24 protein-coding genes and 1 pseudogene are annotated in these 24,276 nt (G+C 47.3%); 21 read left to right on the top strand and 4 right to left on the bottom strand.

The features are described from left to right. Nucleotides 1-9: 9 nt before the first annotated feature. A complete protein-coding gene (locus ACQ5BJ_RS23670) occupies nt 10-711 on the top strand; it encodes a copper homeostasis protein CutC (RefSeq protein ID WP_268620049.1) in 702 nt (233 codons plus the stop codon). 97 nt (nt 712-808) lie between these two features. Here the strand turns inward: ACQ5BJ_RS23670 and ACQ5BJ_RS23675 are convergent, their stop codons facing one another. Continuing rightward, entirely contained in the window at nt 809-1,033 is a 225-nt protein-coding gene (locus tag ACQ5BJ_RS23675) for a DUF1128 family protein (RefSeq protein WP_005542806.1), read from the bottom strand. 218 nt (nt 1,034-1,251) lie between these two features. Here ACQ5BJ_RS23675 and yyaC point away from each other — a divergent pair, with 218 nt between their 5' ends. The 9 genes from yyaC to ACQ5BJ_RS23720 all read left to right on the top strand — a co-directional run bounded on the left by yyaC (nt 1,252) and on the right by ACQ5BJ_RS23720 (nt 10,966). After that, on the top strand, nt 1,252-1,824 hold the full coding sequence (yyaC, locus tag ACQ5BJ_RS23680) for a spore protease YyaC (RefSeq protein ID WP_268600082.1): 573 nt from the start codon (nt 1,252-1,254) through the stop codon (nt 1,822-1,824). Nucleotides 1,825-2,282: 458 nt separating this feature from the next. Beyond that, complete coding sequence (locus ACQ5BJ_RS23685) at nt 2,283-3,077, top strand: alpha/beta fold hydrolase (protein ID WP_268620048.1); 795 nt, start codon at nt 2,283-2,285, stop codon at nt 3,075-3,077. A gap of 152 nt (nt 3,078-3,229) precedes the next feature. Next, nucleotides 3,230-3,514: an autorepressor SdpR family transcription factor gene (locus ACQ5BJ_RS23690; RefSeq protein WP_005542789.1), complete on the top strand. Its 285-nt coding sequence runs from the start codon at nt 3,230-3,232 to the stop codon at nt 3,512-3,514. Beyond that, nucleotides 3,511-4,182 (top strand): SdpI family protein, encoded by a 672-nt coding sequence (locus tag ACQ5BJ_RS23695; RefSeq protein ID WP_268600084.1) that lies wholly within the window; start codon nt 3,511-3,513, stop codon nt 4,180-4,182. Before ACQ5BJ_RS23690 ends, ACQ5BJ_RS23695 begins: the two co-directional genes overlap by 4 nt. Before the next feature lie 5 nt (nt 4,183-4,187). After that, a complete protein-coding gene (locus ACQ5BJ_RS23700) occupies nt 4,188-4,955 on the top strand; it encodes a DUF6483 family protein (RefSeq protein WP_268600085.1) in 768 nt (255 codons plus the stop codon). Nucleotides 4,956-4,966: 11 nt separating this feature from the next. Next, the gene (locus ACQ5BJ_RS23705) at nt 4,967-6,169 is read left to right on the top strand and encodes a class I SAM-dependent methyltransferase (protein WP_005542779.1); all 1,203 of its coding nucleotides are present in this window, start codon (nt 4,967-4,969) and stop codon (nt 6,167-6,169) included. 407 nt (nt 6,170-6,576) lie between these two features. Beyond that, nucleotides 6,577-7,254, top strand: a complete 678-nt coding sequence (locus tag ACQ5BJ_RS23710) for a PilZ domain-containing protein (RefSeq protein WP_005542778.1) — start codon at nt 6,577-6,579, stop codon at nt 7,252-7,254. 72 nt (nt 7,255-7,326) lie between these two features. After that, nucleotides 7,327-8,763 (top strand): hypothetical protein, encoded by a 1,437-nt coding sequence (locus ACQ5BJ_RS23715; RefSeq protein ID WP_430112656.1) that lies wholly within the window; start codon nt 7,327-7,329, stop codon nt 8,761-8,763. A 103-nt stretch (nt 8,764-8,866) separates the two neighbouring features. Further along, nucleotides 8,867-10,966 carry an O-antigen ligase family protein gene (locus ACQ5BJ_RS23720; protein WP_430112658.1) on the top strand — a complete coding sequence of 700 codons (2,100 nt, stop codon included), beginning with the start codon at nt 8,867-8,869 and terminating at the stop codon, nt 10,964-10,966. A 547-nt stretch (nt 10,967-11,513) separates the two neighbouring features. Here the strand turns inward: ACQ5BJ_RS23720 and ACQ5BJ_RS23725 are convergent. From ACQ5BJ_RS23725 to ACQ5BJ_RS23735, 3 genes are all read right to left on the bottom strand, one after another. After that, a complete protein-coding gene (locus tag ACQ5BJ_RS23725; protein ID WP_005542775.1) occupies nt 11,514-12,467 on the bottom strand; it encodes a D-2-hydroxyacid dehydrogenase in 954 nt (317 codons plus the stop codon). Nucleotides 12,468-12,607: 140 nt separating this feature from the next. Continuing rightward, nucleotides 12,608-12,919: a dehydrogenase gene (locus tag ACQ5BJ_RS23730; protein WP_430112661.1), complete on the bottom strand. Its 312-nt coding sequence runs from the start codon at nt 12,917-12,919 to the stop codon at nt 12,608-12,610. Nucleotides 12,920-12,992: 73 nt separating this feature from the next. After that, complete coding sequence (locus ACQ5BJ_RS23735; RefSeq protein ID WP_005542771.1) at nt 12,993-13,451, bottom strand: cupredoxin domain-containing protein; 459 nt, start codon at nt 13,449-13,451, stop codon at nt 12,993-12,995. A gap of 267 nt (nt 13,452-13,718) precedes the next feature. Between ACQ5BJ_RS23735 and ACQ5BJ_RS23740 the strand changes: the two genes are divergently transcribed. From ACQ5BJ_RS23740 to ACQ5BJ_RS23790, 11 genes and pseudogenes are all read left to right on the top strand, one after another. Continuing rightward, the gene (locus tag ACQ5BJ_RS23740; RefSeq protein WP_268620044.1) at nt 13,719-14,336 is read left to right on the top strand and encodes a DedA family protein; all 618 of its coding nucleotides are present in this window, start codon (nt 13,719-13,721) and stop codon (nt 14,334-14,336) included. Then, the gene (locus ACQ5BJ_RS23745; RefSeq protein ID WP_171415407.1) at nt 14,333-14,899 is read left to right on the top strand and encodes a thioredoxin family protein; all 567 of its coding nucleotides are present in this window, start codon (nt 14,333-14,335) and stop codon (nt 14,897-14,899) included. The genes ACQ5BJ_RS23740 and ACQ5BJ_RS23745 overlap by 4 nt, the downstream gene beginning before the upstream one ends. Nucleotides 14,900-14,922: 23 nt before the next feature. Continuing rightward, nucleotides 14,923-15,546, top strand: a complete 624-nt coding sequence (locus tag ACQ5BJ_RS23750) for an MBL fold metallo-hydrolase (protein ID WP_005551243.1) — start codon at nt 14,923-14,925, stop codon at nt 15,544-15,546. A 225-nt stretch (nt 15,547-15,771) separates the two neighbouring features. Then, a complete protein-coding gene (locus tag ACQ5BJ_RS23755; protein ID WP_430112664.1) occupies nt 15,772-17,448 on the top strand; it encodes a hydrogenase maturation protein in 1,677 nt (558 codons plus the stop codon). A 325-nt stretch (nt 17,449-17,773) separates the two neighbouring features. Continuing rightward, on the top strand, nt 17,774-19,003 hold the full coding sequence (locus tag ACQ5BJ_RS23760; protein WP_268620043.1) for a M24 family metallopeptidase: 1,230 nt from the start codon (nt 17,774-17,776) through the stop codon (nt 19,001-19,003). A 151-nt stretch (nt 19,004-19,154) separates the two neighbouring features. Then, on the top strand, nt 19,155-19,535 hold the full coding sequence (locus ACQ5BJ_RS23765) for a hypothetical protein (protein ID WP_005551237.1): 381 nt from the start codon (nt 19,155-19,157) through the stop codon (nt 19,533-19,535). A 171-nt stretch (nt 19,536-19,706) separates the two neighbouring features. Then, nucleotides 19,707-19,994, top strand: coding sequence for an Asp-tRNA(Asn)/Glu-tRNA(Gln) amidotransferase subunit GatC (gene gatC / locus ACQ5BJ_RS23770; RefSeq protein WP_005551236.1), 288 nt, complete (start codon nt 19,707-19,709; stop codon nt 19,992-19,994). Between the two features lie 39 nt (nt 19,995-20,033). Next, nucleotides 20,034-21,473, top strand: a complete 1,440-nt coding sequence (gene gatA, locus ACQ5BJ_RS23775; protein ID WP_157267316.1) for an Asp-tRNA(Asn)/Glu-tRNA(Gln) amidotransferase subunit GatA — start codon at nt 20,034-20,036, stop codon at nt 21,471-21,473. Between the two features lie 17 nt (nt 21,474-21,490). Continuing rightward, nucleotides 21,491-22,933 (top strand): Asp-tRNA(Asn)/Glu-tRNA(Gln) amidotransferase subunit GatB, encoded by a 1,443-nt coding sequence (gene gatB / locus ACQ5BJ_RS23780; RefSeq protein WP_005551233.1) that lies wholly within the window; start codon nt 21,491-21,493, stop codon nt 22,931-22,933. Between the two features lie 156 nt (nt 22,934-23,089). Next, nucleotides 23,090-23,548 (top strand): GNAT family N-acetyltransferase, encoded by a 459-nt coding sequence (locus tag ACQ5BJ_RS23785; RefSeq protein WP_157267304.1) that lies wholly within the window; start codon nt 23,090-23,092, stop codon nt 23,546-23,548. Nucleotides 23,549-23,555: 7 nt separating this feature from the next. Further along, nucleotides 23,556-24,023, top strand: a pseudogene (locus tag ACQ5BJ_RS23790) (MgtC/SapB family protein); the annotation flags it as partial. Between the last annotated feature and the right edge of the window lie 253 nt (nt 24,024-24,276).

Genomic DNA, 24,276 nt, shown 5'->3' on the forward strand with positions numbered 1-24,276 from the left:
GGTGAGCTTATGAATTCCATACTGTTAGAGGTTATCGGAACAACTGTGCAAGAAGTGAAGGAAGCAGCACTGCATGGAGCGGATCGCATTGAGCTGATAACTGCATTTTCAGAAGGGGGATTGACCCCCAGTCTTGGGCTTATTGAAGAGGCGGTCGCCTCTGTCAGCATTCCGGTTAATGTGATGGTGCGACCTCACAGCCGCTCATTCGTATATGATAAGGATGATCAAGCAACGATTTTGCGTGATATTCGCTTAATACGTAAGACGGGAGCGAATGCCATCGTGTTTGGCGCATTGACACCAGAGGGCAAAGTAGACGCTGAACTGCTAGAACGGGTATTGGATGCAGCCGGCGAGATACCGCTGACCTTCCATCGTGCGATCGACCAATCCAGCGACCTGCTTCAAGCCTTGAATGTGCTGCTGGCTTATCCGCAAGTAACAACCGTGCTGACCTCCGGTGGCGAGCCAAGTGCGCTGCAAGGACTTGCATGTATCCAGGCAATGATCCAAGCAGCCGGTTCATCGCTTGAAATATTGGCCGGAAGCGGCCTTACAGCAGAGACGGTAGTTGATTTTGTAAGAAAGGCTGGAGTGAAGCAGGTTCACTTCGGCTCGAATGTACGCATTGGCGGTCATTCCTTAGCGCCAATCGATCCTGAGCGCTTGCGTGCATTGCGATCGTCTCTTAATACGATAACGGTGTAAAATAAGAAATAGCTCCCAATCCGCTCTGCTAAGCAGTGCGAGCTGGGAGCTATTTTTACATTCATCCGATAATCGGTGGTGCGATCAGGTTAGTGGATTAAGAGCGGCGCAATTTGCCAAGCTCGGACACAATCGCCTCAACTTCACTTATGCTGAAGGCAGGCTTGCTCATAATGATATCGTAAATGTCCTTAATGTCATCATATTGCTCCACGGAGAACGCAGAGGACTGCATGGCTGCTGCTGTAGCCATCTTTAATTTATCCTTGATCACATCAATCATCATCTCTACATTGGCTTGCGTTCTTTCATTGGTAATCATGGTTCTCCTCCTTAGACGCTATGCTCGATAACGTCCTATTCAACATGTCCGTATTGTATCACGAAAGAAGAGGAAACAAAATGCATGTTCTTGCTTTTTTCAATGCGGTTTCTCTTGATGCGCTTGCTTTTTTCTTGTGTTCGCACACCGCTTGGCATCAGTGGAAATATACAGTAGAATGAATCATTAAGTACAATGATCAGAAGGAGCTTTTGCCCATGCAAGTCAATGGAAAGATGAATAAGGTATATGAACAGAGCGGGCAAAAAATTCGCTGCACCATTGAACGGCTTCGTGAATGGCTGCGCCAGGTTGCCAGCGAGCATCAAGGAGAGGAAGTTGTGTTCATCTGTATCGGTACAGATCGGTCTACAGGTGATGCGCTCGGACCCTTGGTTGGATCGCGCCTTGCACAAAGCGGCTTGAAGGTGATTGGAACCATGGAGGAGCCATGCGATGCCACCAATCTGGAATTCCGTATTTCTTCTTTGCGTAAGGAGGAAGTGACGATTGCAATCGACGCTTGTCTGGGGCATCCGGGTTCTGTTGGACAATATCTAGTCAGGTATTCCTCCCTGCAGCCAGCAGAATCGGTAGGTGCGGATATGCCGGCAGTAGGGCAGTACAGCATAGCCTGTGTCGTGAATGTGAACGGACCGAAGCCATACTGGACCCTACAGACCACATCCTTGCATCACGTTATGAAGATGGCAGACGATGTAGCGGGGGCGATCATCGAATCATTTCTTCCACAGCCAAGCATAAATCCGAATCATCTTCCATACAAATGATGTCGTGGGCAAAAAAAGATGGAGCCGGATCACCCGCCGCCTCCATCATGTGGTTCATATGCATGTATGTTTAGATGCTGTACCGATCCGTTCTAGGGGAACGGATCATTTTTTGGTTTCCCGGTCCGTCAGCTTGATAATGAGCTGAACTAACCCGAGAATAAATGCACTCGTGGCGAAGAAAATTTCGAACCCTTGCATATCGTTCACCCCCCATCTGTATGAAGTCGCAGATTACTGGTATGAGCGATGCTTTGAACTGGCTGCTGATTCGGGTATATATGGGTAGTGTAATATACTATATATGTATGGATGTTTTTGGAATGAAAGAATGCTTTGGACAAGCTTTTTTGAAAATTTTATGTAATGGTAATAAAAGGCGCATAATTCGGTGTGCTCTGCGTAAAATGGAAATTTGCGTTTTTAGTGAGTGCGCCTATATGAAAGAGGGATGAGACATGGCAAGAATTCAGGTAGATCCTAATTTTACGATGAATGTGGAGCAGCAAGGAGAAGGGCCTGCTGTCATTTTGCTTCACGGCTATTGCGGAAGTTCGCAATACTGGGAAGAACTTATGCCGATGCTGGCGACGAGCTATCGCGTCATTGCACCTGATTTGCGGGGGCATGGCAAGTCAGATTCACCAGTAGGTGCATATACGATTGAGCAAATGGCAGATGATGTGCTTGCACTTGCCGATAAGCTTGAGCTTACAGAATTTGTGCTGCTTGGCCATTCCCTTGGCGGATATATTGCGTTGTCATTCGCTCAGCGCTTTAGCAACCGATTAAAGGGATTTGGGCTCGTTCATTCCACTAGCTTGCCTGATACCGAAGAAGGAAAGAAGAACCGCTTGTCTGTTGTTGAGACATTGCAATCACAAGGCATTGTTCCTGTTGTAGATGGGCTGGTTCCGAAGCTGTTCGCACCGCAGCATTTCGATGAGTATGCGATACAAGTGAACAAGGCGAAGGAAATTGGTTATGGCACTCCACCGCAAGGGGCTGCTGGGGCAGCACTGGCGATGAGAGAACGCCCTGACCGGACTGCAGTACTGGAGGCTTCCCGTATTCCTGTACTATTATTAGCAGGGGAGAATGATCAAGTTGTAACGCAAGAGAAAGCATTTACGGCCAGCGGTGAACATATCTCTCAAGTCACACTGGAGAAGGCGGGCCATATGAGCATGATGGAGACACCGATGGCGCTAGCGGATGCGCTGCATACGTATTTGACGAAGGTATTTCGTTAATCGATCGGAAAATGTACCAGTAGATGCAGAATAAATGGGCGATAAGGCGTTAAGGGCATCTTCACTTGAGGAAGATGCCCTTTTTCGCTATACTTGACTTACTTTTTGGATGTTGCATTCACGAAAATATTGACATGAAGCGAGGCTTTGGCATGAATGAGGCGTTTAAAGCACTTGCGGATCCGACGAGGCGGAAGATTATAACCCTGCTGAAGGATAAGGACATGACGGCAGGCGATATCGCTGAACACTTCAGTATGACGAAGCCAAGCGTGTCTCATCATTTGAATGGGCTGAAGCAGGCTAAACTCATTATCGATGAGCGGCGGGGCCAGCATATATGGTACTCGCTCAACACAACCGTATTGCAGGAGGCTCTTGGCTGGTTTCTTGATATTATTTCATATCAGGATAAAAGAGGGAGTGATGACCAATGAAGCTGCCTAATCAAAATCCGGAGAGAAAGGCATTCCTTGTATTGTTAGTGTACAATGTGATCGTAACTGGATTGATGTGGTTGGCATATCCAAAGCTTCCGGACAGGGTCGTATCCCATTTCAACTTCCATGGCGAGCCTGACGGCACAACGGAGAAGACGATAGCGTTTACGATCTTCTCTGCCATCTTAATTCTTGTCCCCGTACTTATGCCGCTACTTCGACGAGCAGATCCGCAGCAGCACAATTACAAGAAATTCGAATCGACATACATATGGTTCGGGTGGGCATTGTCTGTATTTCTGCAGGCCATATTTGGCATCATGATCGGCTATTATTTTGTTAGCGATATTCCAGTCCAATCCCTGATTTTGACTGCGCTTGGATTGCTGTGGATGTTCCTTGGCAATATGCTTGGGCGCGTTCGCTTCAACTATTTTTTTGGTATCCGTACACCGTGGACGCTTGCCAACGAGCAGGTATGGCGCAGTACGCATCGGCTGGCAGGAAAGGTCTGGTTTTTATCAGGCTTACTTGCATGTACAGGGGCCTGGCTGATGCCTGTTCGTTGGGACGGATATATTGGTTTACTAGCAGTAGCGACATCGGTTTTCGTCCCGACGATTTATTCCTATATTGTCTTTCGATCTAATTCACAACCGAGGTGACTGTCATGCACCAAAGGGATTATTTGCTCCGATTAATTGAAGAGATGACTCGCATGATTGGCCAAACGCTTGGACTTAGGGAGAAGAAAAAGCGTGAACAACTGATTGTCGAGTGGGATGAATTGCTGCAGCGCCGTTTCCGTATGAGCGGAGAACTTGCTGATAAGCTCCAGGCAGAGGACATTATGCGGCTGTTCCGGACAGGAGAACGCCTGCATGCGGATGAGATACAAGCCTTGGCAATCGTGCTGTATGAGCGGGCTAAGCTGGAGTGGGAACGCAGCAGAAATAATGAAGCAGCATTGCCGTATGGGGCTACCGAAGTGCCGCGGTATGGAGAAAGTACGTTGGAAGCTGGGACGGAAGAGACGTTATATATAAGAAGATTGATGAAGTCTTACGAGCTGCTGATAGAGGCAACTGCACATGGCAGTGATCGAAGGCTGCTTCCCGTACAGGAGGCGATGGATTCGATTTATCAGGCAATCAAGGGCTATCATATCGATGATCGTCTGCGAGAAAAGATGTGGCGCTGGTTCGAACGGGAAGGGCGTTTGGCTGACGCGGAGGACTCTCTGTTCATATGGCTGCGTCGTGCAGAGATGCATCAACCAGAACAGGTAGTAAATCGCTGTGCACAAGCCTTGCAATTTTACGAACGGCTGGATGCAATGTCAGATGAATTGCTGCTAGAGGGCGGTTTAAGCCGGGAGGAGATTCATACTGGCATAGAGGATATTAGCAAGATTACAGCATTGCATATGGAACGGTAGGGGTTAACAAAATGGAACAATTAACAAAGCTAGTCGAACGAGTGGTACAGGAACAAATATTGAGCAGTGCGGTGCTCAGCCAGCTGCGGCGCAAGCCGGAAGAAGGTTACACCAAGGTGTTGGTCAAACCAGTGCGGCTGCGCGGGCAAATTCAGATTCAATTCGAATACCATTATGCTAACAAGGTAACGCACGATAATGTACCATTAACAGAAGCGGCTGTAAAGATGATGTCTTTGTTTGAGACCACATTCAAGCAGGGGCTGCTGCGGACAACAGAGGGCGACTACCAGGTATTGATCAGCAAGAAATTCAAGGTTACGATTCGCAAGCAAGCTGCAGTTGTGCGCAAGGTAGATGTGTCGCATAACCGGAAGAAGCAATATGTACTGAATGAGGGTGTTCCGGTTCCCTTCTTGGTGGAACTGGGCATTATGGGCAAGGAAGGCAATGTTATCGCAGCGAAATACGATAAGTTCCGGCAGATTAATCGCTTCTTAGAAATGGTGGCAGATGTGTTGCCGCATCTTCCGCGTAACCGCACAGTGCGCATTATTGATTTTGGCTGTGGTAAATCATATTTGACATTCGCGTTGTATCATTTTTTGCATGTAGAATCCAAGCTTCCCGTTCACATTGTCGGATTGGATCTGAAGCGGGACGTTATTGAACGGTGCGAGGCGCTTGCAAGACGTCTAGGCTATGAAGGACTATCCTTCCTGATGGGTGATATTGCCCAATATGAAGGAACCGATGAGGTCGATATGGTGGTTACACTGCATGCATGCGACACGGCAACAGATGCAGCGCTGAACAAGGCCGTCCGCTGGGGAGCGCGGGTGATTCTATCCGTGCCTTGCTGTCAGCATGAACTGAACCGTCAGGTTGAGCAGAGTGTATTGGAGCCTTTGTTAAGACACGGTATTTTAAAGGAGCGGTTCAGTGCACTCGCGACAGATGGGCTGCGGGCTAAGTTGCTTGATTGTATTGGCTACCGCACGCAACTGCTCGAGTTCATAGACATGGAGCATACACCAAAAAATATTCTTATTCGTGCTGTTCGTACAGAAGAATCTGATGGGCAAGAGTCAAAGACCGATCCACAGATGTGGCGTGAATATGAGACGTTCAGACAGTTTTTAAAGGCAGATCCTTATTTAGAGCATGCGCTGGAAGATCTGCTCGCAGTACGAGGCTGTCAGCGAACGATGTAAATATCGATCATTCAAATCCAAAGAACCTTCTAGTCTTCTAGAGGGTTCTTTTTCATTTCCATTTTACATGGAGCGGGCAGTGGTGTAAGGGAAAGGAAGACAGGTTCACACTTGCGTACTTAAGGCGTCTCCTGGGACAACTAACAACATGTTTCTCTTCAAATTCCATTGAAATTGGACGATATAGAGGAATAGGAGAATTGGATTAGGCAACATAACATGTCAATGCCCGTCATAGGGAAATACATCGGTAATCGATCAGGGCAGATTACGTTGTCGCAATAGAATATGCAGGACGCCTATGTCCGCTCGATCCGAACAGCATGAGCAGGATGGACGAACAGAGCGGGGACAAAGCGGAACAATAGGCTGTACTGCAAACGAAAAACCTAGGAGGTTGACAGTCAATGACGGGAGCTTATGTCACAGATACTCCGGAGTACTTGCTAATGTCGCTTTTGCACAGTCGTACAGTGCTTGAGGGAGATAATTGTATTGCTACGGGAGTATTGTCTTATTTAGAAGGTGATGTCATGGAGGTAGAACTGCCTGAGTTCGAGCGGTTTGAACTTGGAGAATCACTGAAGGTGACCATTTATTCAGCGGTGGGCATCTTCAATTTTCATACCCAGGCGGTAGCGCGGCATGAAGGCTCTTTGCTGCTTATTCATCCGCCGCATCAGCAGCGTAAATTTACAGATCAACGCCTGTATCCGCGGATTGAGGTACGGAAGCATGGATATGTATTGCCGCCACGACCGACAGAGGGGATAGCAATTACGCCGACGCCGATACCGATTCAAATTGAAGATATTAGCCTGAATGGCGTCGGATTTTATATGACAGGAGCATTTCCATTAGAGGAGGGGAGCGAAGCAGAAGCTGAATTGCAGCTTGGCTTTGCTGTGCCTTGCCGATTGAAAATTATTCGCACGATGATGCGCGAAGAGGATACTTTCTATGGCGCTAAGTTGCAGGTGACCAGTGATTCTGCGTTCCGTTCGCTGCGTGCATTTATTATGCGGGAACAGATCAAGCTTCATATTGATCGTAAATCAAATAATTCAAAAATAGCTCGCCCATAACGTGCCAGAATAGTGTATACTTTCTCAGGTACATAGATATGAAATGGTAGGAGAGAAAGGAGATGGAGATGCTTGAAGCTTGCTTCTCGTCATTTACGAATTATATTAGCCTGGTGTATCGGCATCGCGCTCCTAGTAAGCGCCTTTCCATCAGTAACTTCTGCGGCGAGGGTAAATAATCGTTTTCCGGATAAAGTGATTCAAAAAATTCCGTACCAGCCATTGGTGAAGGATAAAGAGGATAGAAGGGACATTCCGGCAACTGTTGTAGGAGTTACGTATCAGCAAGTTACGAATATTGATCCCGGGATTGCGCTTGTTGATGTTGATTTGCCGCAGCAGCAGTATGTCATTCATCCTCACAAGGCAGGTACAACCACAGTCGAATACAAATGGACTCAGCCCAATGGGAAAGATATCTATCATAAATTTACGGTAACGGTAACGGATCCGGCAATACCGATCCAGATTCCAACGGTCAAATTTATTAATGAATATGACTATAAAGATAGCTATAAGCAGCTTTATTCTGCTGAGATCATTAGTTTTAGAGATTTATTTGATGCTGATTGGAGCCAAACCAACGATCGACAGATTCAATACGCGTCTAACAACGGTGTCTTTAGTCCAGTAAGTGAAGATACAAGTAAACCGGGCAGTCCATTTTCAGCTATAGCTATGAAGGCTGGGGATGAGAGATGGGTATTCAAGTTGACAACAAAGGTCGGTACTGAGTCCGTAACAGCGACCTATTATAAAGATTTTAAAGTGAACCAAGAACCTGCATTTACACCGGATCCCAAGGCTCCATTGCAGCTTTTGCAAGGTGTAGAGACAAATATTTCAATAGAGCATCTATTTACTGATCCGGATAATGATGAGCTATTCTATTCCATACGGTCTAAAAATGGCAAGGTGCAAGTTAGTCTGCTGGGCGGTGATCAGATCTTGATTAGCCCAATGCTTTCCGCAGAGGGAGAAGACGAACTCATCATAGAGGCTGATGATAAACGGGGAGGCACCGTTCATGGCAAACTTGCACTACATATCAGCAAGCCGCTTGCTGTAGGGATTGCCGGTACATATCCTGAAGTGGATAACCAAGTTGAAATGATGCCAGCTAATAACGGGGAATATTATATGGCGCCATTCACCACATATCTCCCTACGCAAGCAGAGCTTGAACAGCAAGTGACTGTGGGGGACGCACGGAAGGCGGAGCTTACAAATGCGGGCAGCCTAAAGTTCGTTATTGATCAACAAGGTGGTCAATCTAAGGAGCTTAAAGCGGGCAAATACGGTCTCTATCAATATGATGGATCCACGGTAAAGCTGGAACATGCCATTGAACTGACAGGAAAAGAAAAGGTCATTCGGGAACTGAAGGAGCTGGCTGCTGCTAGAGGGGAATCGAACTATAATATAGTGGACGCTCAGCAATGGCTGTTCACGAAGGGTGATAATAATTTCGTCCGTGCCAAGATTGTAATGGCACTGCTGACGAATTAGAAGTGTTATAGACAGAAGGTCAACTATAGGGTTGGCCTTCTTTTTGATTGTCCATCATAATAGATATAGAATTGGTAGAATCGAGAAAGGAGGGAGGGTGTTGATGAAGGCGGGCTTTCAACGAGACGGAGACAGCAATTTAGTTATCTTGTATATAGGAATCGGAATCCTATTTGCTGTACTGCTTGTTGCGTTGTGGCGGCAGGGCTTGTTCTATGATCGCGATGTGCTTGTGTTGTCGCTCCTTCTATGTGCGGTATCGGCAGGCATGCTTGTCAAATGGAAATCGAATTGGGAAGCGGCACTTCCACTTCCGCTCATGTATCCGCTTCTCCTCATGATTGGATATTCCGTAAACTGGGCCCTAGGGCCTGCGACCGTATATGGCACGCAGATGCAATTTATTCGAAACGCCATGTTGTTGGCATGGATTGTGCTGCTGGCCATTGTACTGAACAGAGGGGGGAATCAGGCCAAAAGGAATATTACAGGTATATTGCTGTTTGTCGGATTTCTGATCAGTATCAGCGCGCTTAGCATGCTGTACGGATGGGTGCCGAATGAATCCGGTGTGATGGTGAGTGGAAATTCGGAATTATCGGCGTTGGGATTTCGTTTAGGCGGGATCGTCCAATATCCGAATACACTTGGCGTGCTTGCGGGGGCATTTGCACTATATCATCTGAACGAAACGGCATACATAGCGCTTCAAGCTCGAGCATCGGTGAACGGGCTGACACGTCGTTCTTTCAAGCAATGGCTGATCATAGCTGTCCCGCTTGTTCCTCATCTAGCCGTCCTTGGTCTTAGTGAATCGAGAGGATCTTGGATCGTGTTCAGTATAGTATGGGCAGTCGGAATATGGAGGGCGCAAGGGCATCGCATTGCCTATGTGCTGACATTTCTCTGGTTTGGGGCATGGTCATTCGCGGCTGCCTCCTGGAGTGCTTCCATATGGCAAAGCGGAAAAGGCTGGCTGCCGCTTCCTCTATTGGTTGCTTGGATTGCCTCGATTATGTTGTTTGGAGGGGTGTTGCTGTATCGGAGTCGGATTCGCTGGCTGCAAAGCGGATTATTTGCAGCGATCATGCTGCTGTTGCTCCTATGCAGTAGCTACTTGCTGCCTACAGGGGCAAGCAGCCGGATTACGGATCATTATGCCACTGCTGGTGCACGCACGATGTTCTACAAAGATGCGCTAGTGCTGTGGAGGGAACATCCATGGTTCGGGTCAGGGGGGGATGCATGGCGGCAGCAGTTCAGCCGCATACAGAGCCAGCCATATGTGGGGAAGGAAGTGCATAGCAGCCTCCTGGATATGCTGCTTGATGTCGGGCTGGTATGGACTCTGGCTGTCGTCAGTCTATTGATTGCAGCATGGATTATGGTATGGCGTCGGCATGCTGGGTGGGGAATGGCAGCAGCAATGGTGCTGGCACATAGTCTGCTTGATTTTGACATGGCTTATGGGCTTGTCGGACTGCTGCTCGCTGCATTTCTAACGCTTGGCATGTATGACGACGCAGCGAACATGAACAGCAAAGCGGTAAGACTATGCTTTATGGCTCGGCATACGGACACGAATCGCAGCAAGCAGTTCGTTGCACTGCTGCTCGCCGTGCCATTGGCAGCCGCAGTTGTGCTCGCCTCGTGCCACCTTGTGGCACAACAGCTCGCCGCGGCAGCCAGCGCTGCTGCCGACAGGGCCACCGGCGCTGCCGGCCTAGCCCGTGCGCATGCGCAGCAAGAGGCCGCGCTGCGCTGGGCGCCTGCGAACACGGCGCTTCGCATCGCCGTGAGCCGCACCTTGCCTCCGCGGGAAGCGCTTGCCCTTCTGGAGGAAGGGCTGCGCTATGAACGCGACGGCAAGGGGCTCTATCGTGCGCTCGCCCTGGCAAGCATGCGCCTGGGCCGCGCTAATGACGCCGCCGCTTGGTGGGAGGCGGCGGTAAGCAGCGACCGCTTCGATCGCACGCTGCAGACCGAAGCGGTTGAGAAGCTGGCTCTCGCGGCGCATCTCGATGCGAATCGCGAACAAGCAGCTTTATATGCGACCGCGGCGAGCAGACTGTATCGCCGCTACGAATCGGAAGTGCTGCTGGTTCAGCGAATGCACAAGCCTGCCAACGATAAACGCTTTGCGCTGACAGAGGAAGCGAAGCGTGCATATGGCTCCATTGCTTCATACAGGATGATTCAGTAGTTTATAGGCGGCTGACATACATGCCCACACGCACACCTCTCTGCGAACATACGTTACTAGGGAAGTAACTCATGGACGAAAGAGGAGACGATGATGAAGAAGCTACCGTGAATCCAACCGCCGCAGAAGGATCCAAAACGCTCGACAACACGCTTGTCTAGGCGCGTAAAGTATGTCAACAGGACGCGAATACTTGGGCCGATTTTACATTGTTTCACGGTATTGTAGGTTCAGTCTCATGGAGTTCCTTTCAGAACGAATGGATTTTTTGCCCGTGTCTTTGTGAACGGCAGGGTGCTCGAAACAAGTCCCTTCGACAGATTTGGAGTCGTTCGCTTTTAACAAAATGTAAACCTTAACGAATGCAGGCTTCGGATACAAATCTTCGACTATGAGGAATATTGTTCCGAATGCGCAGCGTACCGGCAGGTGTCGAAGCATTTCCCGTTATCGGCTAATCTCCCTAACATAGCCCAAAGACCGATCCTTGAGCCATTACCGCTCTTGGATCGGTCTTTGTTCGTGAGAAGCTTGATTTCACTTATTCTTAGTATTCCTTATCGTAATCGACAATACTGCGGGCAGGCTGTCCATGTTCAACATAGGCCTTCAAATTTTCAAGGAACAGCCTTACAGCACGTTCCTTCAGTTGATCGGTATTGCCCCCGATATGAGGGGTGATGATAACATTATCCATGGACCATAATGGATGATCCTCCGGCAGCGGTTCGATGTCGAACACATCAAGGCCTGCACCTGCAAGATGGCCATTTTTCAAAGCGTCGGTAAGTGCGCTTGTCTTCACGGATGCCCCGCGGCCAACGTTAATGAACAGCGCTCCTTGCTTCATGGCGGCAAACGCAGCTTCATCATACAAGTTCACCGTCTGTGAGGTTTTCGGCAATATATTTACAACTACGTCGCAATCAGGCAGGACTTCATTCAACTGCTCAATTGTATACAGGCTATCTACATGATCAGTCGACCGAATAGAGCGGCGGACACCTAGGACACGCATACCGAAAGCTTGGGCGATTCGTGCAACCTCTGTACCGATTTGACCGACACCGATAATCCCCATCGTCTTGCCGTGCAGCTCCGTAAACTTTCCTTTCGTGTCCCAGTTATGGCGAGCTTGATTGCGAATCGCTTGCGGAAGATTACGTGTAAAGCCAAGCAGCATAGCGAATACCGTCTCCATCATCGGAATCGGGTGCACGCCTCCAGCAGTTGTGAGTGTGATATCGTGTTTGCGAAGCGCGTCCATCGGTACATAATCCGCCCCGGCAGTCCATAGCTGAATCCAGCGAAGCGGGGAATCATCATAGAAACATTCTTCCTTGACGGCGGGTGACCATCCGAATATGACCTCAGCTTGGCGGAACACGTCACGATCCAGTTCTTTAGCTCGTCCAGCAATGATATTGAAGCCTGGTGCAGTGATCCGAACGTGCTCCAGAAGTTCAGGCGGCAAATCTAGTGCACATACGATATTTCTCAAGATGAAGTCCTCCTTAGCGTCTATTTCTTATCATCATATACTGAATCCAATTGGCACGTCTACGAGAGCTCCGGTGGAACAAAGACAATAGAAATAGGCTGCACGGAGGGCAGCCGACAGTTTGGGTAAATTAGAAAAAGCTAGCCTCCGAATGATTTCCGGAAGCTTGCGGATAATTTGGCCTGCTCCACATTCCACAGCGCAGCTAACTCGGCGGATACATTCTCGTCCCACCAATCGGACAGCTTCTTGCGGTTGGCTCCATTCTCATGAATCCAGATCAAATTCTCGATTACCTTGCGGTAATATAATTGTTCTCCTTGCTGGACAAGATCCTCGGGAATCCAGACGTTCATTCGCTTAATGGTTCGATACAATTCATTATTGCAGGCACGGCGGATTCTTCTGGCGGTAGGAAGAGGCCTTGCATGGCGCTCCTTCGGGGCTTTCAATCGATGACGACTCCTTTCCTGCATATTTATGTTCATCATATGCAGGTCTCCGACCTAGGTGCCTTGTTACACGCTATTTGGAATCTACTACGATATAGCCTACCATCGGGCCCTCATGCTTCATATCCGGATGGGTTAGGCAGACGATGCGATGGACGCCTTCCTTTGCAGTGAAGGTGATTACGGTTTCCTTGTCCTTCTCGATGCTTCCTTTTAGATTCATGCTTTCGATTTCGAAATCATGTTTTATGCCGTTACCCCCTCGTATGCGCAGTTCTACACGCTCACCGGCTTTAGCATGAACCGTTCCGGGTATGAATTGGTACATTTCGATTTCACTGCCATTTTCCAGCTTGGATTTCACTTCTCCGGTCACCATGTAAACAATTCGGGTCGATTGGGGATCGGCTTCTACGGCCTGCTCCGAACGAACGGATTCATATCGCCAGAACGCTGCGGCGACCAGTATGGCAGAGAATACAATTGCACCAATTCGCAATTGCTTGCGAGAAACGATCCAAAAGCGTGTCAATTTTTGAAACCTCCTTTTAACTAAATGAGTATCACATATTAGTGCTTGCTCGGGCAGTTATATTGGGGGAGCATTTATGACTATTGAAAATGATTGAGAGTACAAGCTTAAGCTTAGTCTATGTGTATGCATGATTAGATTGGCGCATGACTTGGTTTGTTCCGGGTAAAAGGAACACCAAGATCGAAAAAGCCAAAGTCGACGATTGGAGTCATGATGAACCGTATGATAGAATAAGCTGGGAATTAAAAAGGAGAGAGACGAGCTATGGCATGGATACATGATGTGGTAAGTTCGCTGCTTCACTGGGTGCAGCAGCTAGGGGAATGGGGAATAATGCTGGGGCTCATGATTGAAGTCATACCGAGCGAAATCGTGTTAGCCTACGGTGGGTATCTAGTTTCGATTGGTAAGGTGAGCTTCATTGGCGCTGTCATTTTCGGTACAATTGGCGGGGTGCTGGCGCAGCTGATTGTATATGCGATCGGCAGATATGGCGGACGTCCTTTTTTGGAGAAGTTCGGGAAGTACATCCTGATCCGCAAGCATCATATCGAGAAGTCAGAAGAGTGGTTCGAAAAGTACGGAACAGGCGTTATCTTTTCTGCACGCTTCGTACCGGTTGTTCGTCACGCGATTTCCATACCAGCAGGGATATCCAAGATGCCGGTAGGAAGATTTACGTTCCTGACAACACTGGCTGTAATCCCGTGGACTATCCTTTTCGTATACTTGGGATACGCGCTTGGAGACCAGTGGGAACATATTAATGAGAAGGCGGCACCTTATGTACAGCCATTTATTTTGATTGCACTTGCCGGTCTCACGATATATTTTGTTATAAAATATATGAAATCCAAGCGGAAAGAGGAGAACCCGAAATGAGCAAACATGTAGCGAATATATTGGGTCAAGGAATTTCACCGCAAGCATTTATCGACTCTATGCAAAAAAACAAGGAAGCCTTCATTTCCTGGTATGATCAGTTTGCTTGGTCAAGTGAAGAGGAAAAGGAGTTTTTCGAGTCACTCCAATATCGTGATGATATCCGCTGTCTTATCTTGGCGGCAGATTGGTGTGGCGATGTAGTTCGCAATGTACCTGTTGTATTCCGCGCTATGGAAGCAGCAGGTATCAGTACTGAGGTATTGATTATGGAGCGGTTCCCCGAGATTATGGATCAATTCCTGACAATGGGCGGACGATCCGTTCCAATCGTTATTTTTGCAGATACGGGCGGTTTTGTTCTTGGTCAATGGGGACCGCGTCCAAGCGATGTTCAGGCTCACATGATTCGATTCAAGCAAGAGAATCCGGATCGTGAAGCACCAGATTATCAAGATAATTTAAAAATAGCCAGACAGCGGATTCTGGAGCAATATGGCGAGGGAACGGGCTATCAAGCCCGAATTACGCGCGAGTTGAGAGAACTGCTGTCAGGATTTTAATATAGCAAGGAGCTGACAAGATATTGTTTACGATTCAAAGTTTCAACCTAGGTCCTGTCCAAACGAACGCTTACCTGTTGACGAACGCAGAGACGAAGGAAGCGGTCGTTATTGATCCCGGTATGAATCCAGATCGATTGCTGCAGGCGCTCGATGGGCTGAGTGTGAAGGCAATATTGCTCACACATGCGCATTTCGATCATATTGGCGGTGTGGATCTCGTACGCAAGGCACACCCATGCCCGGTGTACATTCATGAGCTTGAAGCAGAATGGCTTACAACACCAGAGCTTAATGGCTCGACAATGTGGCAGCAAGTAACGCCGCCAATGTCTATGAAGCCAGCCGAACATTTGCTGCAAGATGGGGATACGCTGGAGCTTATCGGTCATTCCTTCTACGTGATGCATACGCCGGGGCATTCGCCAGGCAGTGTGAGCTTCCTCCATGACAAGCACTTGTTCGCTGGTGACGTTCTATTCCGCGAAAGTGTGGGGAGAACGGATCTGAGAGACGGCAGTATGAAGACATTGTTGAATTCGATTCATAAAAAGCTGTACACACTGAGTGACGAAGTAACGGTCTATCCAGGGCATGGCCCGACAACGACAATTGGCTATGAGAAGAGCCATAACCCGTTTACTTAATATGAGGCTGGACTAGTAAAAAAGCGTTAAGTATTCCTGATATACAAGGGTGCTTAATGCTTTTTTCTTTATTTTTTTTGGATTGCTGAAAAGAAGAGGTTTCAATCTTTTCCATATTCTTCTTGTTTATGGTATACTTAGGAAAGGAAGCACGCAGCATCGATGGGCTGTCTGCAAGTACTCCATTTTTAAAGATTGAAGATTATACGAAGGGAATAAGCAGGTATGAAAATTTTATTTATCACAACTGCTCATAATAGCATGAGTCAAAGAATGTTTGTAGAACTAACAGATCGAGGTTACAAGGTGGAAATTCACATTACAACAACTAAATGTGACATGATTAAAACTGTTCAAAATCAGAATCCAGATTTAATTATATGCCCGTTTTTAAAAACAGCAATTCCAGAAGAAATTTGGAAAAATTACGTGTGTATCATTGTTCATCCAGGGATTGTGGGAGATCGCGGCCCTTCTTCATTAGATTGGGCAATCACTAATAATCTGCCGGAGTGGGGTGTCACTTTCCTACAAGCAAATCATGAGATGGATGCAGGGGATATATGGTCTACAGACAATTTTGTGATGAGCAGTAAAACGAAGAGTGCATTATATCGCCACGAAGTTACACAAGCAGGGGTAAAATGTTTATTAGATGTAATAAAGAAATTTCAGAGTAATCGATTTTCTCCTATCCCCCTTAATTATGAAAATTCAGAAGTAAAAGGGCGGCTCCATATTACAATGAAACAAATACATCGGAAGATTGATTGGAATGATTCTACAGAAGTGATTTTTAAAAAGATTTGTGCAGCAGACAGTAACCCGGGAGTTCTTGATACAATTTTTGAAGAAGAATACTATTTGTATGGGGCTCACAAAGAAAGTAAACTCAGAGGAGCACCGGGTGAAATTATTGGAAAACGTGATGGGGCGATTTGTCGTGCTACCGGTGATGGAGCAATCTGGATCACACATTTGAAACCTAAGGGATATTTTAAAATTCCTGCTGCACTCGCGTTAAAGAATAAGTTAGATCATATACCAGAGTATTCTTTAACGCCTTTTGAAATATATACAGGAGACTCATATAGAGAGATTTTTTATGAAGAAAAAAATAAAGTGGGATATTTATATTTCAATTTCTATAATGGAGCGATGAGTACAGAACAATGTATACGTCTGCAAGAAACGTTGATTGATATAAAAAAAAGAGAGATAACTGTACTTGTATTAATGGGAGGACATGATTTTTGGTCAAATGGTATTCATTTAAATACGATTGAGCACAGTGAAAACCCTGCGGATGAATCATGGAGAAACATTAATGCTATGAATGATTTAATTTTGGAGATTATATCTATGAACTCTAAACTGGTTATATCAGCTCTACAAGGAAACGCTGGAGCTGGTGGAGTAATTTTAGCACTTGCAGCTGATTATATATATGCTCGAGATGGTGTGGTTTTAAATCCTCATTATAAAAAAATGGGTGGTTTATTTGGATCAGAGTATTGGACATATCTTCTTCCAAAACGTGTAGGGGACAAGAAAGCGTACGAATTAACAGAGAAATGCTTGCCAATTAGTACTGCAACTGCAAAATCTATAGGGTTATTAGATGATGTATTTGGTCAAACTGCAGTAGAGTTTGTAGAGCAAATCGTTTTTCGTGCGGAAACAATAGCAAATTCTTTGGATTTTCAACAGTTTATTTCGAAAAAAAATGAAAAAAGAAAAAATGATGAAGCAAGCAAAGCACTAAATCAATATCGAGAAGAAGAGTTAAAGCATATGTGGAATAATTTCTATGGTCTAGATAAGAGCTATCATATCGCGCGACATAATTTTGTATATAAAATTCCTTGTACAAGTAGTACATTAAACTGTACTCTAAGTTAAGAGAGAAAGGTGATTCAGTTTATCATTCTCGGTTCTGTTGCAAAGTTTAAAAAGCAGAAACAAGTATTGATGGGCTAGTAAAAAAGCGTTAAGTATTCCTGATATACAAGGGTGCTTAATGCTTTTTTTCTTTATCTTTTTTGGCTTGCTGAAAAGAAGAGGTTTCAATTTTGCTAGCTTCTTCTTATTCATGGTATGCTCAGGAAGGAAGGCACACAGCATCGATGGGCTGTCTGCATACGGTTCTGGACAGTCCCTTTTCACAAAACGGAACACAATCTGTGCAAGTGAAGCATAATCACGTAACATAGGGAGGAGACAGCCTATGAATACCGAACAGTCAAAGGATGAAATAATCAAAGCAGAGCACCATGGTCGAATTGCCCGTCTTCAGCACAAGATGGAGATTGCAGGGATCGATTTGTACTTAGTTACACACAACCTGGATATATATTACTTAACAGGCTCGATGCAGACCGGCTATGTACTTGTGCCAAAATGCGGCGAAGCCGTCTATTTCGTGAAGCGCAGCTATCCGCGCGCGCAAAAGGAGTCGATCATTCGCACAGCTCCGCTTGGTTCATTCCGTCAGCTTGGTGAGACGATCCGATCTTACTATGAAGCGTTGTTCCAAGGGGAAGGATCTGTCGTCATTGCAACAGAGTTCGATGTGCTGCCTGTTCAGCAGTATGAACGATTGAAGGCGGTCATTCCTGGAACGAGTTGGACGGATGGCTCTACCCTGTTCCGCGAGCTGAGAATGCTTAAATCCGCCTATGAGCTGGATCGCATTCGGACGGCAGCCTCAGCGGCCCATCAAGTGCTTGATGCCGCAGCAGATTATATTCGACCAGGCATGACAGAGCTGGAGCTCATTGCGTATATTGAACGTGAATTCCGGCTTAAAGGGCATGTTGGTTTAATTCGGATGCATGGCTATAATCAGGAGCTTGTTACGGGGATGGTGGCCTCGGGAAGTGCAGCTGCAGAGCCTTCCTATTTCGATGGACCAGCTGGTGGGCTTGGGCTGACGCCTGCGAGTCCGCAAGGTTCCAGTCGGAAGTCAATAGAAGTGAATGAGCCTGTTCTTGTTGATATCGGGTGCTGCATCGACGGATACGTTATTGATCAGACACGCACACTCGTCATGGGCCAACTGGAGGAGGAACTGCAGCGCGCATACGACGCGTCGGAAGCGATATTGCGTGCGACGGAGAAGCGATTGAAGCCGGGTACGGTGTGCGAGTCGCTGTATGTAGACGCACTTGCAATGGCGGAATCGTTCGGGCTGCAAGATCACTTTATGGGATATGGCGAGGATCAAGTTAAATTTCTCGGACATGGCATTGGCATGGAAATTGATGAATGGCCTGTTCTTGCTCGCGGATTTAAGCAGCCGCTGCAAGAAGGAATGGTTATCGCGATCGAGCCCAAATTCACCTTTCCAGGTCGTGGTGTAGTAGGAATTGAGAATACATACCTGATTACTGCAGATGGATATGAAACGTTAACGACAGCTGAAGAAGGATTGCGGATCATTTCTTCGTATGCATAGGCACAAGCGAGGGTCAGATTTGAAGCTATAGCCGTAAGTAATTATAGAGACTGCTTTTGTGACCAATTGATATACTCGTACGTATACATTTACAGGAGCCATAAATTCTAGTACCATATAAACTACATCTAACGGATGGGAGGCATGGACAATGCTGCCTTTGGGAGAGAAAGTAGTCATTGTTGCCGACCGTTTCGAACAACATTTGCCTATCGGGGAATACGGCTATATTATTGCCTATGACCGCAATGCAGACAACGCATTCGACTATGTCATCCGAGTTCCGAGAGCAAACCGCAACTTTTTTGTGCCAGCATCCGACGTCGATCAAGAGGAACGGCTGCTGCAGCAGGAAGCGGACCGCATCGAACGGGAAGCACTTATCGATTATGCACTGGCGACTCATAATGAATCGTTATTCCGTCGAATTATGAACGGAGGCGCAGAACCTGAGAGTGAAGAGAGCGAACAGGACGGCGCAATGTCACAAGAAGAGTTCATTCGCCAAGTGAATTTAAGAGCTTGGATTTAAAGAAGACACCGATCACCGGATATTCCGGTGCTTCGGTGTTTTTTTGCATTTTGGATTGAAGTGAAGATTACACCGTCCTTATGTAGAATGACGCGTTGAGTTGATTACGCTTCTAAGCTATAATAAGGGGATGAATTTGGCCATGATGGCGCAAGGAGGAACTGGCTGCCGATGAGCATTCACGCAAAAGACGTCGAGCACGTTGCTAAGTTGGCAAGACTCGACTTGAGCAATGAAGAGAAAGAGCGTTACACGGAACAACTGAACGCGATTCTAAAATATGCAGAAAAATTAAATGAGTTAAATACGGATGACGTTACACCGACGACCCATGTTCTGCCGATTCGGAATGTCATGCGTGAGGATGAAGCGCGTCCTTCGCTGCCGATAGAAAAGGTAATGGCTAACGCGCCGGAGGAAGAAGAAGGACAATTCAAAGTACCGGCCGTTCTGGAATAAGCGAAATAAAGGAGGATGCCCGCATTGACGCCACTTGAGATGTCATTAACGGAAGCAAGACAAGCAATATTGGAGCGCAAGCTCTCCGTCTCTGAATTGGTGGACGCGTCATTCCGACGCATTGCCAGCACGGACGAGCAGGTGCAAGCATTTCTTACGATGAATGAAGGTGCCCGTACCGAGGCGGCTGCAATCGACAAGCGCATCGCAGCAGGGGAAGAGCTCGGCTTCTTGGCCGGTATCCCTGCAGGGGTGAAGGACAATATCGTAACAGAGGGAATTCGCACAACCTGTGCAAGTAAGTTCCTTGATAACTTTGTACCCGTGTATGACGGAACAGTATCCCGCAAGCTGAAGGAAGCGGGAGCAATTACAATCGGTAAGCTGAACATGGACGAATTTGCAATGGGCGGTTCGAATGAGAATTCTGCTTATCGTACGACACGCAACCCTTGGGATTTGGAACGTGTTCCGGGCGGTTCCAGCGGTGGTTCTGCCGCTTCCGTAGCTGCGGGACAAGTTGCATTTTCATTAGGTTCTGATACAGGCGGTTCGATTCGCCAGCCGGCATCCTATTGTGGCGTTGTTGGCTTGAAGCCGACATATGGCCTCGTATCTCGCTTTGGTTTGGTTGCTTTCGCATCCTCATTGGATCAAATCGGTCCAATTACGAGAAACGTAGAAGATGCAGCCCTAGTGCTCCAAGCGATTGCTGGCTATGACAAGATGGACTCGACTTCAGCGGAGGTAGATATCCCAGATTATGCGGGCCAGTTGACAGGAAATGTGGCAGGTCTGCGAATTGGAGTGCCTTCTGAATATATTGGACAAGGCGTCGATCCGAAGGTGAAGGAAGCGGTACTTGCTGCCTTGAAAGTATTTGAGGATATGGGAGCAACTTGGGAAGAAGTATCGATGCCGCATACCGAATACGCGGTGGCGACTTACTACCTGCTTGCTTCCTCGGAGGCTTCGTCCAACCTGGCTCGTTTTGACGGTGTTCGCTATGGAGTACGCGCGGACAACCCTGACAATCTGCTTGATCTATACCATCGTTCCCGCAGTGAAGGATTCGGACAGGAAGTGAAGCGCCGCATTATGCTGGGCACTTATGCACTCAGCTCCGGCTATTATGATGCCTATTACTTGAAGGCGCAAAAAGTCCGCACCTTGATTAAGCGCGACTTTGACGAAGCGTTTAACAAGTTCGATATTTTGCTTGGACCTACAGCACCGACTACGGCGTTCCGCATCGGTGAGCAAATTAATGATCCACTAGCAATGTACTTGAATGATATATTGACGATCCCGGTCAGCTTGGCTGGCGTTCCAGCAATTAGTATCCCGTGTGGGCTTGCTGATGGAATGCCTGTCGGTTTGCAGTTGATTGGTAAGGCGTTCGACGAAGCTACAGTGCTTCGGGCGGCCCATGCGTTCGAACAACGCACGGAGTTCCATAAGCTGCGTCCGCAGTTGTAATTGAGGAGGCTTACGACATGCCAAGTACGAAATATGAAACGGTCATCGGCTTGGAAGTGCACGTTGAGCTGCACACCAACTCGAAAATCTTTTGTGGCTGCTCCACCGAATTCGGAGCTCCGCCTAATACCCATACTTGTCCGATTTGCTTAGGTCATCCCGGTGTATTGCCGGTGTTGAACCGCCAAGCGGTCGAATATGCAATGAAGGCTGCTATGGCGTTGAACTGCGAAATTGCGCCGATTAGCAAGTTCGATCGGAAAAATTATTTCTATCCTGACTCCCCGAAAGCATATCAAATTTCTCAATATGATCAACCGATCGGTCAAAATGGCTGGATAGATATTGAAGTGAACGGGGAAACGAAGCGGATCGGCATTAACCGACTGCACTTGGAAGAAGATGCAGGCAAGCTGACTCACGTTGATGGCGGCTATGCTTCCCTCGTTGATTTCAACCGTGTAGGCACACCGCTCGTAGAGATCGTATCTGAACCTGAGCTTCATTCACCAGAAGAAGCGAAGGCATATTTAGAAAAGCTGAAGGCGATTATGCAATATTGTGACGTATCTGACGTGAAGATGGAGGAAGGCTCTCTGCGTTGCGATGCGAACATCAGCTTACGCCCGATTGGTCAGAAAGAACTGGGCACCAAGGCGGAACTGAAAAATATGAACTCCTTCCGCGGCGTTCAGCGCGGTCTTGAATATGAAGAAGAGCGTCAAGCGGATATCCTCGATGATGGCGGCAAAGTGGTACAAGAGACACGCCGCTGGGACGAAGCGCAGGGACGTACACTTACGATGCGCAGTAAGGAAGAAGCCCACGATTATCGCTACTTCCCGGATCCTGATCTGGTCACACTTATTATCGATGAGGAGTGGAGAGAACGTGTACGTCAATCCATTCCGGAATTGCCGGATGCGCGCAAGGCTCGTTATACGAGCGAATATGGCTTAACAAGCTACGATGCAGAAGTTATTACGGCATCGAAGAAGCTGGCTGATTTGTTCGAGGAGAGCCTTCAATATACGAAGGACGCGAAAGCAGTAGCAAACTGGATTATGGGCGACCTACTCGGGTACTTGAACGCGAATGGCCTTGAAGCGGATGCTTCAAAAGTTACCGGTCAGGGCTTGGGCGAAATGATCGGCTTGATTGAAAAGGGCACGATCAGTTCCAAAATCGCTAAGACCGTCTTCAAGGAGATGCTGGAGACTGGAAAGGCTCCTCAAGCTATTGTTGAAGAGAAGGGGCTTGTACAGATTAGCGATGAAGGTGCAATTAAGACTGTCGTTGAGCAAGTAATTGCGAGCAACCCGCAATCAGTTGAGGATTACCGTGCGGGCAAGCAGAAGGCGATTGGCTTCCTCGTGGGACAAGTCATGAAGGAAACGAAGGGGAAGGCTAACCCTGGTCTTGTAAATCAATTACTGGTTCAATGCTTGGGCGAGCTGTAAGATATTCAATCGAATCTGGCACCGAATTTAGAAAAGGAATGCGGAAAGCATTAGAAAATACAGAGCAATGCAGAAAAGCGGAGTGAATCTCCGCTTTTCTTGTAGCTTTATATGATTTTCATAAGGATTGTAATGTGTGATTCCGATAAGGTGGGGATGTTCGTGATACGTCAGCTGCAAATGAGTGATGATGCAACCTTGGATCAACTGTGGAATCTGCAACAGGCCGCATATCGAATAGAAGCGGATATGATCGGTTTTGACAAGATACCGCCCTTGTTAGAAACGGTAGACGATCTGCGCAGAACTAGTGAAATATTTTTTGGCTGGTGGGAGGGGCAGCAGTTGGCTGGAGCCGTATCTATTGAGATGATCGGACCGGTCGTTATGGATATATGCAGGCTTATGGTACGACCGGACTATTTTCGTAGAGGTATTGGAGCTGGTCTATTAAGCCATGTGCTGCATATGCCGGACGTGCATACGCACCGAATTGCAACAGGAGTTCGCAATATACCTGCATTGACGTTGTATGAGCGCGAAGGTTTTCAATATGTGCGCGACGAAGAAATTGCACCAGGCGTGTGGCTTCGCCATTTGGAAAGAAAGGGGTAGGGTTCATATGGAATTGCTCGCGGAGATACCTGCAACGAGTCCGTGGGTAATTGATGACTTTTCGTTGACCCTCCGATTACTGCTTGCGATGCTTCTCGGTAGCTTGATTGGATTGGAAAGGGAACAGGCGAATCACCCGGCGGGGCTGCGTACACCTATTTTGGTTTGTATTGGTTCTGCACTGATTATGCTGTTGTCTATTTATGGATTTTCAAGCTTCGTATATGAAGGAAATGTACGTGTAGATCCTGCTCGTCTTGCCACTGCGGTTATTACAGGATTGGTTTTCTTGGCGCAGGAACGATTATTTTTACAGGCAAGTCAATCGCAGGCCTTACAACGGCTGCTTCGTTATGGGTTGTTGCGGCGATTGGATTGGCTGTAGGTGCTGGCTTTCAATACGCGGCTGTGGTAACGACGATCCTTGTTATTGTTATTTTGTTTGGGTTTAATAAGGTGGAACAGCGATTTTTCAGTGGGAAGCGTATTCGCGTTTTGACTCTGGATGCGGACTCTACTTCTGAGTTTCTTCATGAGCTCCATGTGTTCATGGAATCACATGATGTTATCGTGAAGAAGATGACGTTCTAACGGTTATTGAACCAACCCGATGATCCGATGACAGGAAAGCGGGCAGAATTACATCTTATTCTCGGTATTCCGAAGCAGTTTGACATGTTTTTATTTGTTGGGCAGCTTGAACGAATAAACGGTGTCCGGACGGTTAC

The sequence above is a fragment of the Paenibacillus sp. B1-35 genome (assembly GCF_050474385.1).
GTDB lineage: Bacteria > Bacillota > Bacilli > Paenibacillales > Paenibacillaceae > Paenibacillus_B > Paenibacillus_B alvei.